Here is a 12,296-nt window from a genome sequence, read left to right on the forward strand (position 1 = left end):
TCGCGCATCATGGCGTGGCCGGCACCGTGACGCGTCGCAGGGTGAGATTGCAGCGACCGCCCGGCGGCAGGAACCCGGGCCCGTCCGCCGCTTCCAGCAGGTCGCCGTCCGGGTAGAGCCGGTCAATGCCGTGGAAGACGAGCCGCGAGGCGCCACCCATCACCAGCGCGTCGCCGGCCTGCAGCCGGATCGAGCGGGTCGGGTCGGACCGGCTCGGGCCGCCGTAGCGGAACAGGGCCGCCGCGCCGAGGGACAGCGACACGACCGGCGCGGCGAGATCCGCCTCATCGCGGTCCTGGTGGAGGCCCATGCGGGTGCCCGGCGCGTAGATGTTGATGAGGCAGGCTTCCGGCGGGGCCGGATAGGCCGCCAGCGTCTCCCAGGCCGCGCGGGCGGTCGGCGGCAGGGCCGGCCAGGGCCGCCCGGTCTCGGGATGGTCCGGCTGGTAGCGGTAGCCCGCGACGTCGGAGACCCAGCCGAGGGGTCCGGCATTCGACATCCGCACCGAGAACGGCTTGCCGGTGCGGGGCATGCGCGGCGTCACGGGCGGCGCCTCGGCGAGGATCGCGGCGATCTCCGCGGCGAGCCGCGCGCGGGCTGCGGCGTCGAGGAAGCCCGGATGGTGGATCAGGCCCGGTGCGAGTTCCGTCGCCACTCAGCGGTCCGCGTCGACGACCTGCTCCAGCACGGTCTTGGAGGCGACCGTGGTGTCGGCGTTCAGGCGGTAGACCAGCGGCACGCCGGTTCGGATCTGGAGATCGGGCACCTGCGCCTCGGTCAGCCCGTCGAGGACCATCACCAGGGCGCGCAGCGAGTTGCCGTGGGCCGCCACCAGGACCCGCTGGCCGGCCATCACGCGCGGCAGGATCGTCGCGACGTAGCAGGGCAGAACCCGCGCGGCCGTGTCCTTCAGGCTCTCGCCGCCGGGCGGCCGCACGTCGTAGCCCCGGCGCCAGGCGTGGACCTGCGCGTCGCCCCAGCGGGCGCGGGCCTCGTCCTTGTTGAGGCCGGAGAGGTCGCCGTAATCGCGCTCGTTGAGGGCGCGCTCGCGCAGGACCGGGATCTCGGAGAGGCCCATCTCCTCGAGGATCAGCGCGCAGGTGCGCTGCGCGCGGACCAGCTCGGAGGTGAAGGCCAGGTCGAACCCGTAGCCGTCCCGCTTCAGGCCGCGGCCGGCGGCCCGGGCCTCGGCGACGCCGCGCTCGGTGAGGTCCGGGTCGCGCCAGCCGGTGAACAGGTTCTGCAGGTTCCACTCGCTCTGGCCGTGCCGGACGAGGACGAGGAGCCGCTCCATCGCCGTCGCGCCGCCGGTCACAGGACGAGCACGTCGGTCATGGTGTAGAGCCCCGGCGGCTTGGGATGCGCCCAGAGCGCGGCCTTGACGGCGCCCGTGGCGAACAGGCCCCGGTCGGCCGCGTGGTGGCTGATCGTCAGGCTCTCGCCGGTGCCGGCGAAGATCACGCTGTGATCGCCGACGACGCTGCCGCCCCGCAGGGTAGCGAAGCCGATATCGCCGGGCCGGCGGGCGCCGGTATGCCCGTCCCGGGTCGAGACCCGGACCGCCTTCAGGTCGACGCCGCGGCCCTCCGCGGCGGCCTCGCCGAGCATCAGCGCGGTGCCGGAGGGGGCGTCCACCTTCATGCGGTGGTGCATTTCGGCGATCTCGATGTCGAACTCGTCGCCCAGGGCCTTGGCGACCCGCCGGACCAGGGCGGCCATCAGGTTGATGCCGAGCGACATGTTGCCCGACTGCACGATGCGGGCGTGGTACGAGGCCGCCTTCAGCTTGGCGAAATCGTCCTCCGACAGGCCGGTCGTGCCGACGACGTGGACGATGCGCGCCTGGGCGGCGAGCTCGGCGAAGGCGACCGTGGCGGCCGGCGCGGTGAAGTCGAGGACGCCGTCGGCGCCCGCGAAGGCCGTGAGGGCGTCGTCGGTGACGGGCACGTCGAGGGGCGGCAATCCGGCGAGCACGCCGGCGTCCTGGCCGAGCGCCGGCGAGCCGTCGCGCTCGATCGCCGCGGAGAGCGTGCAGCCCTCAGCCTGCGCCACCGCGCGGATCAGCATCCGCCCCATGCGCCCGTCGGCGCCGACCACCACGAGCCGCATCCCGTTCCCCAGCTTGCCGTCTCAGGCGGGCAGGAACGCGGCCGCGCCGGCCCCGCCCCTGCCCGCATCGCTGTCCGGGCCCCCGCTCCGCCGCGCGGGCGGCGGGAGCCCGGGCGCTCTCACTCCTTCTCGGGGGCGATCTGCTCGAGCCCGCCGATATGCTTCTGCGCGTAGAGCGGCAGGCCGATCTGCTTGATCAGCTCCAGCTGGGTCTCGAGGAAGTCGATGTGCCCCTCCTCGTCCTCGGCCAGGTCCTCGAAGAGGCGCTTCGACACGCGGTCGTTGATCGAATCGCAGTACTTCGCGGCCTCGAGATAGAGGCTGCGGGCCTCGTTCTCGGCGGCGAGATCGGATTCCAGGATCTCCTGAACGTTCTGGCCGATCCGCAGCGGGTCGAGCTCCTGCAGGTTCGGGAACCCGTCGAGGAACAGGATCCGGTCGATGAACCGGTCCGCGTGGTTCATCTCCTCGATCGATTCCTTGCGCCAGAACTTCGCCAGCTCGACGTAGCCCCAGTCATTGAGCATGCGGAAATGCAGCCAGTACTGGCTGACGGCCGTCAGCTCGCTGCGCAGGCCGCGATTCAGATACTCGATGACCTTGGTGTCGCCCTTCATGCCCCCGTACTCCTTACCGTGCTCTCAGGCGGGGGGTAGAAGCATCAGGCCGCGACTCCCTCATCCGCAGTTTGGAATTTCACCAAACTACACGCGCTCGCGCAAGCCGTCGTGCAAGCATGGCTGCTCTCCGCCGCCGCGGCCTCGCCCAGCGCGGTCTGCATGATCGCGCGGATCGTGCGGGCGCAGCGCCCGCATTTCGGGCTGCAGCCGAGGCAGGCGTAGACCTGCGCGGGCGTGCGCGGGCAGCCGGGTCCGGGGGCGAGGCAGCCGCGCACGGCGCCGTCCGATAAGACGTTACAAGAACAGACGATCATGCGCGCCGCAAATCCCGTCATCCCCGTGCCCGCCGCGGTCGTCGACGACCGTCCGGGGCACCCGCGCCAGTTTAGAAGAATTGAAAAGTAGCTTGCTTTTCAATACCTTATTGGCCGCGGTCGACATGGCACCGCCGCCCGCGCGGGTCAAGGGCGTGCGATCTAACTGCGCCCCAAGTGTCAGGTCGGGCCGTCAGCGGGCGAGCTCGCGCAGGCCGAGCCGGATGAGCACCTTGGCCTCGGCGCCCTCCCCCGCGCCCTTGAGCGCGGCCGCGATGGCGGCGGCGGCCTGGACCTGCGGGTAGCCGAGATTGACAAGGGCCGAAACGGCGTCCGCCACCGGCTGCGGGGCGGCGCCCTCCTCGACGGCGCCCGCGAGGGCGACCAGCGCGGGGTCGACGGGCGCGAAAGCCGGGGCCTTGTCCTTGAGCTCGGCGGCGAGCCGGGCGGCGAGGCGCGGCCCGACCCCCGGGGCCCGGCTGATCGAGCCCTTGTCGCCGGTGGCGATGGCGCTCGCCAGCGCCTCGGGCTCCAGCACCGACAGAACGCCGAGCGCCACCCGCGCGCCGACACCCTGGACGGTCTGAAGCAGGCGGAACCACTCGCGCTCGGCGTCCGAGCGGAAGCCGTAGAGGCGGATCATGTCCTCGCGGACGTGGGTCTCGATCGACAGCGCCGCGGGCTCGCCGACCTTGGGCATGCGCTGCAGGGTCCGCGCCGAGCAGTGAACGATGTAGCCGACCCCCGACACGTCGAGGATCACGAAATCCTCGCCGAACGAGTCCACGACGCCCTTGAGCTTGCCGATCATGCCACGCCTGCCGCTACCTCGGCTTGCCTACAGAACCGCGGCGGCCTCCGCCAGACGTGCTTGAGCGCGCAGGGAGATCATGGAATCACGGGCCCGCGCCGGCCGAGCTTGGCCGGTACGGGGGGATGACATGCGCGCGCCACTTCTTGTCCTGATCGGCCTGCTCTGCGCCGGCCCGGCCCGGGCGGCGGACAACCCGGCGGCCCCGCCCGCACCGGTCGCGCCGAGCGCGGATCCGACGCAGGTCCGGCCCGGCAGCTACGTCCTCGATCCGGATCACGGCAAGGTCACGTGGTCGGTCTCGCATCTCGGCTACTCGACCTACTACGGCCAGTTCACCGGCCTGAGCGGAACGCTCCAGCTCGACCCGAAGGCGCCCGAGAAGAGCCGCCTCGAGGTGACCGTGCCGCTCGGCGGCGTCATCACCGGCAGCACCCGGCTGAACGAGCACCTCGCGGCCCCGGATTTCTTCGACACGGCCAAGTTCCCGAGCGCCACCTTCACCGCCACCAAGGTCGAGCCCACCAGCCCGACCACCGCGCGGATCACCGGCGACCTCAACCTGCGGGGGACGGTCCGGCCGTTCGCGATCGACGCCACCTTCAACCAGGCGGGCATCCATCCGGTGGACCAGCGCTACACCGTGGGCTTCGACGGGCGCGCGGTCGTCAAGCGCTCGGATTTCGGCATCAACGCCTACCTGCCGCAGCTCGGCGACGAGGTCAGCCTGCGCATCGAGGGCGAGTTCAAGGCCGCGCCCTGACGGCCGGTCCGCCTGCCGGCCGCGCGCCGACCGAGCGCCGGCCGCGCGCCCACGCGGCGGGTGACGCCCCGTCGCCGGACGTGTAGTCAGCCGCCGTCGCGGCGCCGCGGCGGGGGGCGCCCCCCACGGAACGCGCGTCTCCCGGTCGGCGCCCGGCATCGTCGCGAACGGACGGGCGCGCCACCGCGCCGATCGATGCTTACCCTGGAGGTCTCAGCCGTGCGGCGTGTCGGTGTCCCCACCCTTGCCCTGACGCTTGCCCTGACGCTGAATCTCGCCGGGACGGCCGCCGCGCAGGTGCCCGCCACACCGGCCAATCCGGCCGCGCCGGCCTCGGCCCTCGACAATTACGCGTCGGCGGCGGCCACGACCATCATCGCCGAGCAGGCCTGCCCGGGCGTGCAGGTCCGGGCCGGCCAGCTGACGACGCTCCGCCTCGCAGCACGCGTCAATGCCGGGCAGGAGGCGATCCTGGAAGAGAAGCTGCGCACCCGCGCCACGCAGGTGCGCCAGCAGCTCGCCGCCGACGGCCGGGAGACGTGGTGCGCGCAGGCCCTCGCCGCCTTCGGCCCGGCGGGCAACGTCGCGAAGGGCATCCTGGCGACCGGCGCGCCGATCCGGTGACACCTTCCGGAAGGGCGGCGCGGATTGACACGGCGGCGCCGCGCCCGTACTGACCCCGCATGGCGCGCGGCCTCAGCTGGGGTCCGCGCGTTTCGCGTTGTCCGGGCCGAACGCCCGTTCAATGACTTCAAACAAGAAGCCGGTCCAGGGGCAGCCGCCCCGGAGGCCGTTCGAGAACACGAGAGAACGATGTTCGCAGTCATCAAGACGGGCGGTAAGCAGTACCGCGTCGCCGCCAACGACACCATCACCATCGCCTCCCTGGCGGGCGAGGCCGGCGAGGCCGTGACCTTCGGCGAGGTCCTCCTGTTCGCCGACGGCGCGGGCGCGACCCAGGTCGGCGCCCCGACCCTGTCGGGCATCAGCGTCACGGGCGAGATCGTCCGCCACGGCCGCGACAAGAAGGTCATCGCCTTCAAGAAGCGCCGCCGGCAGAACTCCCGCCGCAAGCGCGGCCATCGCCAGGACCACACGGTCGTGCGCATCACCGGCATTTCGGCCTGACGCACGCCAGACGCTGGGCGCGTACGTTCCCTGAGGGACCGATCCGCGACCGCATCCACGCCACTCAGAATTCGGAGCTCATCCCATGGCACACAAGAAGGCTGGCGGCTCGTCCCGCAACGGTCGCGACTCGGAAGGCCGGCGCCTCGGCGTCAAGAAGTTCGGCTCGGAGGCCGTCATTCCGGGCAACATCATCGTGCGTCAGCGCGGCACCAAATGGCATCCCGGCGCCAATGTCGGCATGGGTAAGGACCACACGATCTTCGCGCTGGTACCGGGCCATGTCCGCTTCGAGACGCGCCGCGGGCGCGCCTTCGTAGGTGTTACCCCGCTGGCCGAGGCCGCGGAATAAGAGGCGGGCGCCCTGAGTGGCGAAGCTGGCGTCCCGCCCGGTGTCCCACACCGGACCGGAGACGTCGTTGCCGAGCCCCTGACGGGCTGGGTCGGACGGAACACCGGGGAGGATGGGACGCCATCCTCCCCTTCGTCGTCTTGAGGCGGTGCCCCAGAGCCGGGAGCGCCGCTCTGCGAGGGCACGATGTTCCCCGATCTGACCCGTGATGACGTTTTCCGGATCGAGACGCGGCGGCTGTGGCTGCGCTGGCCGACCGCCAAGGACAGGGACGCGATCCTGAAGCTGGCCGGCGACCCGTCGGTCGCCGCGATGCTGGCGCGGGTGCCGCACCCGCTCCCGGCCCCGGAGGTGGACGCGTTCCTTCTCCAGGCACGCTCGCGGAACGCCGCCGGTTCGGCGCTCACGCTCGCCCTCGCCCCGCGGGCTGCGCCGGGCAGCCTCATCGGTGTGGTCAGCATCGAGGGGCGGACCGACGCGCCGCCGGAGCTCGGCTACTGGCTCGGTCAGCCCTACTGGGGCAGCGGCCTGATGGCAGAGGCCGTGACGGCCCTGTGCCACGCGTTCTTCGCCTATACGGGCGGGACGGAACTCGCCGCCTCGGCCCGCACGGTCAACCCGGCGTCCCGGCGCGTGCTGGAGACCTGCGGCTTCGCGCAGGCCGGCAGCGCGCTCCGGCCCTTCCCGGCGCGCGGCGCGGACCTTCCGGTCGATCTCTTCAGCCTCGACCGGCAGCGCTGGCAGACTCCGCCGTCGGAGCCGGCGATGACGCGGGCCGCCTGAGGCGGCCCCGCGGCGCCGGGCTGGCCGGCGGCCGCCGACAGGGTGATGGTGCGGGTCGCGAATCCGCGCCCGACAAAGGATTCAGGTCGTGAAGTTCCTCGACGAAGCCAAGGTCTATGTCCGCTCCGGTGACGGCGGTCCCGGCTGCGTCTCGTTCCGGCGGGAGAAATTCATCGAGTTCGGTGGACCGAACGGCGGTGACGGCGGCCGCGGCGGCGATGTCTGGGTGGAGTGCGTCGAGGGTCTCAACACCCTGATCGACTACCGCTACCAGCAGCACTTCAAGGCCAAGAAGGGCGAGCACGGCATGGGCTCGAACTGTCACGGCGCCAACGGCGCCGACACGGTCCTGAAGGTCCCGGCCGGCACGCAGATCTTCTCCGAGGACGGCGAGACGCTGCTCGCGGACCTGACCGAGGTCGGCCAGAGGATCCGCCTCGCCAAGGGCGGCAACGGCGGCTTCGGCAACGCCTACTTCACCACCTCCACCAACCGCGCCCCGAAGCACGCCAATCCCGGCCAGGAAGGCCAGGAGATGTGGATCTGGCTGCGGCTTAAGCTGATCGCCGATGCCGGCCTCGTCGGCCTCCCGAATGCCGGCAAGTCGACCTTCCTCGCGAGCGTCACCGCGGCGAAGCCGAAGATCGCCGACTACCCGTTCACGACCCTGCATCCCGGCCTCGGCGTGGTCCGCTCGGACGGGCGCGAGTTCGTGCTCGCCGACATCCCGGGCCTCATCGAGGGCGCCCACGAGGGCGTCGGCCTCGGCGACAGGTTCCTCGCCCACGTCGAGCGCTGCCGGGTGCTGCTGCACCTCGTGGACGGCACGACCGAGCATGCGGGCAAGACCTACAATCTGGTGCGCGGCGAGATCGAGGCCTACGGCAACGGTCTCGCGGAGAAGCCCGAGGTCGTGGCGCTCTCGAAGGCCGACGCCCTCGACGCCGAGACGCTCAAGAGCCAGGTGGCCAAGCTGAAGCGCGCCGCCGGCCGCGCGCCGCTGGTCCTGTCCTCGGCGAGCCGCAAGGGCGTCCCCGAGGCGCTGCGCGCGCTGCAGGCCGAGATCGATGCCAGCGCCGAGGCCGAGCGCAAGCCCGCGGCCGCCTGGCAGCCGTAGCCCTCGACCGACTGTTCAAAGGGCGGGTCTTGGTTCACACCCGCCGCGAACGCGCCGTCCCGCAAGAATCATGATCCCTGCCCTCGAAGAATTCCGCCGCGTGGTCATCAAGGTCGGCTCGGCCCTGCTGGTCGACCGCAGTGCCGGCCGCCTGCGCCACGCCTGGCTCGCGGCGCTGGCCGAGGACATCGCGGAGCTGCACGGGCGCGGCGTCGACGTCCTGGTCGTGTCCTCGGGTAGCATCGCCCTCGGCCGGACGGTGCTGGGCCTGCCGCCCGGCGTCCTGCGCCTGGAGGAGAGCCAGGGCGCGGCCTCGGTGGGGCAGATCACGCTGGCGCGTCACTGGGCCGAGGCGCTGGGCCATCACGGCATCGTCGCCGGCCAGATCCTCGTGACGCCGCAGGATACCGAGGAGCGCCGCCGCTACCTCAACGCCCGCGCCACCGTCCTGAAGCTCCTGGAGATGCGCGCGGTGCCGGTCGTGAACGAGAACGACACGGTGGCGACCTCGGAGATCCGCTACGGCGATAACGACCGGCTCGCCGCCCGGGTCGCCACCATGATCGACGCCGACGTGCTGGTGCTGTTCTCGGACATCGACGGCCTCTACACCGCGCCGCCCCAGAGCGATCCGGAGGCCCGCCACCTCGCCGTGGTCGACCGGATCACTCCGGAGATCGAGGCGATGGCCGGCGGCCCGGCCTCCGAGCTGTCGCGGGGCGGCATGCGCACCAAGGTCGAGGCCGCCAAGATCGCGGCCTCGGGCGGCACGCACCTAGTCATCGCGGACGGGCGCGGGAAGAACCCGCTGAAGGCCGTGCGGGACGGCGCGCGCTGCACGTGGTTCCTCTCGGGGTCCACGCCCACGGCCGCCCGGAAGACCTGGATCGCCGGCTCGCTGGAGCCGCGCGGCACCCTGACGATCGACGCGGGCGCCGAGCAGGCGCTCCGGAGCGGGGCCAGCCTGCTTCCCGTGGGCGTGCGGGCGATCGAGGGCAGCTTCTCCCGCGGCGACGCCGTGATGATCCGGGATCCGGAGGGCCGGATCCTCGGCCGCGGTCTGGTGGCGTATGACAGCGCCGAGGCCGCGCTGATCATCGGTCATCCGAGCGCGCGCATTCCGGACTTGCTCAACTATCCCGGTCGTGCCTGGATGGTGCACCGCGATGACTTGGCACTATTCTAGAAATCGCCGATACAAGCTAATCTATTTACAATTTTTCGTCTCGATAATCGTCACCATTCCCGACCGGGCACTCTTGTCGGGACGGCTCGCGATGTGCAAATACGGCGCTCTCCCTTGCCCGGGCCGCGCGCGCGGCCGTCGACAACCGAGGACGCCAGCGTGCCCGTCCTGAACCTGAGATCAGACTTCGCCGAGGCCGACGCCCTTCCGGAGCAGATGGCGGCGATCGGCCGCCGCGCCCGGGCGGCGGCGCGGCGCATGGCGCTGGCCTCGGCGCGGACGAAGGACGTCGCGCTCAAGCTGATCGCCGAGCGGATCCGCGCGAGCCGCGACGAGATCCTGAGCGAGAACGCCCGAGACGTGGCCGCGGCCCGGAGCGCGGGCCAGACCGCCGCGCTGATCGACCGTCTGACGCTCGACCCCGGTCGCCTCGCGGCCATCGCGGACGCCGTCGAGAAGGTCGGCTCGCTCGCCGACCCGGTCGGGCGCCAGCTCGCCGCGATCGAGCGGCCGAACGGCCTGTTGATCGAGCGCATCGCGGTGCCGCTCGGCGTCGTCGGCGTCATCTTCGAGGCGCGCCCCAACGTGACGGCGGATGCCGGCGCGCTCTGCCTCAAGGCCGGCAACGCCGCGATCCTCCGGGCCGGCTCGGACAGCCATCGCAGCGCGATGGCGATCGCGAAGGCGATGAGCCGCGGGCTCGCCGATGCGGGCCTGCCCGAGGACGCGATCCAGCTGGTGCCGACCCGCGACCGCGCCGCGGTCGGGCTGATGCTCGCCGGCCTCGACGGCTGCGTCGACGTGATCGTCCCGCGCGGCGGCCGCGGCCTCGTCGAGCGCGTCCAGGCCGAGGCGCGCGTGCCGGTCTTCGCCCATCTCGACGGCATCAACCACGTCTACGTCGCCGCGGCGGCGGATCTCGACATGGCCCGCACCGTGCTGCTCAACAGCAAGATGCGCCGCACCAGCGTCTGCGGCGCCGCCGAGACCCTGCTGGTCGACAGCGCCTGCGCGGCGACGCACCTCGCGCCGCTGGTTCAGGCCCTGCTCGACGCCGGCTGCGCGGTCCGCGGCGATGCCGCGACGCGCGCGGTCGATCCGCGCGTGACGGCCGCCTCGGAGGAGGACTGGCACACCGAGTACCTCGACGCGATCATCGCGGTGCGGGTGGTCGACGGGATCGAGGCCGCCATCGAGCACATCGAGACCTACGGCTCGCATCACACCGACGCGATCATCACCGACAACGACGCCGAGGCAACGCGCTTCCTGGCCGAGGTCGACTCGGCGATCGTCACGCACAACGCCTCCACGCAGTTCGCCGACGGCGGCGAGTTCGGCTTCGGGGCCGAGATCGGCATCGCCACGGGGCGGATGCACGCGCGCGGGCCGGTGGGCGTCGAGCAGCTGACCACGTTCAAGTACCGGGTCCACGGCAGCGGCCAGATTCGCCCGTGACGCGCGCTGACGGTTCGGCGTGCGGCTGACCCTGCCGCCGAGCGCTCCCGGCATGCGGATCGGCCTCTATGGCGGATCCTTCAATCCCGCCCATCTGGGCCACCGGCACGTGACGCTCGCGGCCCTGCGTCGGCTCGGGCTCGACCGGGTCTGGTGGCTGGTGAGCCCGGGGAACCCGCTCAAGAGCCGGAGCGCCCTGCCCACCGTCGCGGCGCGGTGCGCCCAGGCGCGCGAGATCGCCCGGCATCCGCGGATCGCCGTGACCGGGATCGAGGCGGCGCTCGGCGTCCGCTTCACGGTGCAGACGCTGCGCTTCCTCACGCGCCGGTGCCCGGGCGTTCACTTCGTCTGGATCATGGGGGCCGATTCCCTCGGCACCTTCCATCGCTGGAAGGGCTTCGCCGAGATCGCCCGCCTCGTGCCGATCGCCGTCATCGACCGGCCCGGCTTCACCATGACGCCGCTGAGTGCCCGGGCCGCGCGGCGCCTCGCCGGTGCCCGGGTCCACGAGGCGGCGGCGCCGACGCTCGCGCTGCGGTCGCCGCCGGCCTGGATGTTCCTGCACGGGCCGCGCTCGACCCTGTCGTCCACGCAGATCCGCGCGCGCACGGGTCCGGGGACGGCGCGGTCGGAGCCTGCGCGGTTGCAATCGCGGCCCGATACCGCCAATTTCACCTGATCCCGCAAGGCCCGACGTCGCCGTGCGGCAGAACGAGGAACCAGGACTCTGCCCGAAACCAGTCACACGGAGACGATCCGCACCCCCGTCCAGGCCCCGGTCGAAGCCGGTCAGGCGCGCTCGGACGACCTGAAGGCGCTCGCCCTCGAATGCCTCGACGACATGAAGGCCGAGGAGACGATCGCGATCGATCTGGCCGGCAAGACCTCGCTCGCCGACACGATGATCATCACGTCGGGTCGTTCGCAGCGTCACGTCGGCTCGATCGCCGACAAGATCATCCAGGAGATGAAGAACCGCGGCTACGGCAACGCCCGGGTCGAGGGCATGCCGGCCTGTGACTGGGTGCTGATCGACGCCGGCGACGTGCTGGTGCACATCTTCCGCCCCGAGGTCCGCGGCTTCTACAATCTCGAGAAGATGTGGGGCGCCGACCGCCCCGTCGGGATCGCGGCCGGCTAGGCAGGATCCGAGTCCGTGCGCCTGGTCCTGGCCGCGGTCGGACGGCTGAAGGCCGGACCGGAGCGCGAACTCGCGTCACGATATCGCGACCGCGCCGCGCAACTCGGACGCGGCCTCGGCTTCCCGTCCTGCGACATGACCGAGATCCCGGAATCCCGCGCCCGTCGCGCCCCCGACCGGTGCGCCGAGGAGGCGGCGGCGCTCGCGACCCATCTGCCCGCGGGCGCTGTCCTCGTCGCCTATGACGAGCGCGGTCGGGCCGATCTCGCCAGCGAGACCATGGCCGAGCGCGTCTCAGCCTGGCGCGACGCGGCACGGCCGGCCCTGGTCGTGGTGATCGGCGGCCCGGACGGGCTGGACGCCTCAATTCGGACGCGCGCGGAGCTGATCCTGTCGTTCGGGGCCGCCACCCTGCCCCACGGACTCGTTCGCGTGCTCGCCCTCGAACAACTCTATCGCAGCCTCACCATCCTGGCCGGGCACCCGTACCATCGCGGTGAGGCGGGCTAAGCGG

Annotated in this window: 17 protein-coding genes; 11 read left to right on the forward strand and 6 right to left on the reverse strand. The window is 72.0% G+C overall.

What is annotated here, in order from left to right; genetic code table 11:
• Positions 1-7: 7 nt before the first annotated feature.
• The 6 genes from ACLBYE_RS05115 to ruvA form a co-directional block, all read right to left on the reverse strand.
• Positions 8-655: an alpha-ketoglutarate-dependent dioxygenase AlkB gene (locus tag ACLBYE_RS05115; protein ID WP_447693309.1), complete on the reverse strand. Its 648-nt coding sequence runs from the start codon at positions 653-655 to the stop codon at positions 8-10.
• Positions 656-1,294, reverse strand: a complete 639-nt coding sequence (locus ACLBYE_RS05120) for a 2,3-bisphosphoglycerate-dependent phosphoglycerate mutase (protein WP_447693343.1) — start codon at positions 1,292-1,294, stop codon at positions 656-658.
• Positions 1,295-1,311: 17 nt separating this feature from the next.
• Entirely contained in the window at positions 1,312-2,109 is a 798-nt protein-coding gene (dapB, locus tag ACLBYE_RS05125) for a 4-hydroxy-tetrahydrodipicolinate reductase (RefSeq protein ID WP_447693310.1), read from the reverse strand.
• Between the two features lie 119 nt (positions 2,110-2,228).
• Positions 2,229-2,726 carry a bacterioferritin gene (gene bfr, locus ACLBYE_RS05130; RefSeq protein WP_012317139.1) on the reverse strand — a complete coding sequence of 166 codons (498 nt, stop codon included), beginning with the start codon at positions 2,724-2,726 and terminating at the stop codon, positions 2,229-2,231.
• Positions 2,727-2,770: 44 nt separating this feature from the next.
• Positions 2,771-3,043 (reverse strand): (2Fe-2S)-binding protein, encoded by a 273-nt coding sequence (locus ACLBYE_RS05135; protein WP_083916283.1) that lies wholly within the window; start codon positions 3,041-3,043, stop codon positions 2,771-2,773.
• A 193-nt stretch (positions 3,044-3,236) separates the two neighbouring features.
• Complete coding sequence (ruvA, locus tag ACLBYE_RS05140; RefSeq protein ID WP_020091486.1) at positions 3,237-3,854, reverse strand: Holliday junction branch migration protein RuvA; 618 nt, start codon at positions 3,852-3,854, stop codon at positions 3,237-3,239.
• 130 nt (positions 3,855-3,984) lie between these two features.
• Between ruvA and ACLBYE_RS05145 the strand changes: the two genes are divergently transcribed.
• The 11 genes from ACLBYE_RS05145 to rlmH all read left to right on the forward strand — a co-directional run bounded on the left by ACLBYE_RS05145 (position 3,985) and on the right by rlmH (position 12,292).
• Positions 3,985-4,617 (forward strand): YceI family protein, encoded by a 633-nt coding sequence (locus tag ACLBYE_RS05145; RefSeq protein WP_100250929.1) that lies wholly within the window; start codon positions 3,985-3,987, stop codon positions 4,615-4,617.
• A 219-nt stretch (positions 4,618-4,836) separates the two neighbouring features.
• Complete coding sequence (locus tag ACLBYE_RS05150) at positions 4,837-5,241, forward strand: hypothetical protein (RefSeq protein ID WP_447693311.1); 405 nt, start codon at positions 4,837-4,839, stop codon at positions 5,239-5,241.
• A 189-nt stretch (positions 5,242-5,430) separates the two neighbouring features.
• Positions 5,431-5,745 carry a 50S ribosomal protein L21 gene (gene rplU, locus ACLBYE_RS05155; protein ID WP_010683509.1) on the forward strand — a complete coding sequence of 105 codons (315 nt, stop codon included), beginning with the start codon at positions 5,431-5,433 and terminating at the stop codon, positions 5,743-5,745.
• A gap of 85 nt (positions 5,746-5,830) precedes the next feature.
• Entirely contained in the window at positions 5,831-6,097 is a 267-nt protein-coding gene (gene rpmA, locus ACLBYE_RS05160) for a 50S ribosomal protein L27 (protein WP_012317134.1), read from the forward strand.
• A gap of 186 nt (positions 6,098-6,283) precedes the next feature.
• Positions 6,284-6,880 carry a GNAT family N-acetyltransferase gene (locus ACLBYE_RS05165; protein WP_447693312.1) on the forward strand — a complete coding sequence of 199 codons (597 nt, stop codon included), beginning with the start codon at positions 6,284-6,286 and terminating at the stop codon, positions 6,878-6,880.
• Positions 6,881-6,968: 88 nt separating this feature from the next.
• Positions 6,969-7,997, forward strand: coding sequence for a GTPase ObgE (gene obgE, locus ACLBYE_RS05170; protein ID WP_447693313.1), 1,029 nt, complete (start codon positions 6,969-6,971; stop codon positions 7,995-7,997).
• A 70-nt stretch (positions 7,998-8,067) separates the two neighbouring features.
• Positions 8,068-9,183 (forward strand): glutamate 5-kinase, encoded by a 1,116-nt coding sequence (gene proB / locus ACLBYE_RS05175; protein ID WP_447693314.1) that lies wholly within the window; start codon positions 8,068-8,070, stop codon positions 9,181-9,183.
• 159 nt (positions 9,184-9,342) lie between these two features.
• Positions 9,343-10,641: a glutamate-5-semialdehyde dehydrogenase gene (locus ACLBYE_RS05180; RefSeq protein ID WP_447693315.1), complete on the forward strand. Its 1,299-nt coding sequence runs from the start codon at positions 9,343-9,345 to the stop codon at positions 10,639-10,641.
• A 19-nt stretch (positions 10,642-10,660) separates the two neighbouring features.
• Positions 10,661-11,320: a nicotinate-nucleotide adenylyltransferase gene (locus ACLBYE_RS05185; RefSeq protein ID WP_447693316.1), complete on the forward strand. Its 660-nt coding sequence runs from the start codon at positions 10,661-10,663 to the stop codon at positions 11,318-11,320.
• A gap of 129 nt (positions 11,321-11,449) precedes the next feature.
• The gene (rsfS, locus tag ACLBYE_RS05190) at positions 11,450-11,782 is read left to right on the forward strand and encodes a ribosome silencing factor (RefSeq protein WP_085986769.1); all 333 of its coding nucleotides are present in this window, start codon (positions 11,450-11,452) and stop codon (positions 11,780-11,782) included.
• Positions 11,783-11,797: 15 nt separating this feature from the next.
• Positions 11,798-12,292 (forward strand): 23S rRNA (pseudouridine(1915)-N(3))-methyltransferase RlmH, encoded by a 495-nt coding sequence (gene rlmH / locus ACLBYE_RS05195; RefSeq protein ID WP_447693317.1) that lies wholly within the window; start codon positions 11,798-11,800, stop codon positions 12,290-12,292.
• Positions 12,293-12,296: the final 4 nt, after the last annotated feature.

The organism is Methylobacterium sp. A52T (assembly GCF_053346095.1).

Bases quoted from the DNA above. Each gene is read 5' to 3' on its own strand.
- ACLBYE_RS05165 (WP_447693312.1), top strand. From the start codon at position 6,284: ATGTTCCCCGATCTGACCCGTGATGACGTTTTCCGGATCGAGACGCGG.
- rplU (WP_010683509.1), top strand. From the start codon at position 5,431: ATGTTCGCAGTCATCAAGACGGGCGGTAAGCAGTACCGCGTCGCCGCC.
- bfr (WP_012317139.1), bottom strand. From the start codon at position 2,726: ATGAAGGGCGACACCAAGGTCATCGAGTATCTGAATCGCGGCCTGCGC.
- ruvA (WP_020091486.1), bottom strand. From the start codon at position 3,854: ATGATCGGCAAGCTCAAGGGCGTCGTGGACTCGTTCGGCGAGGATTTC.
- ACLBYE_RS05135 (WP_083916283.1), bottom strand. From the start codon at position 3,043: ATGATCGTCTGTTCTTGTAACGTCTTATCGGACGGCGCCGTGCGCGGC.
- proB (WP_447693314.1), top strand. From the start codon at position 8,068: ATGATCCCTGCCCTCGAAGAATTCCGCCGCGTGGTCATCAAGGTCGGC.
- dapB (WP_447693310.1), bottom strand. From the start codon at position 2,109: ATGCGGCTCGTGGTGGTCGGCGCCGACGGGCGCATGGGGCGGATGCTG.
- rpmA (WP_012317134.1), top strand. From the start codon at position 5,831: ATGGCACACAAGAAGGCTGGCGGCTCGTCCCGCAACGGTCGCGACTCG.
- ACLBYE_RS05120 (WP_447693343.1), bottom strand. From the start codon at position 1,294: ATGGAGCGGCTCCTCGTCCTCGTCCGGCACGGCCAGAGCGAGTGGAAC.
- ACLBYE_RS05145 (WP_100250929.1), top strand. From the start codon at position 3,985: ATGCGCGCGCCACTTCTTGTCCTGATCGGCCTGCTCTGCGCCGGCCCG.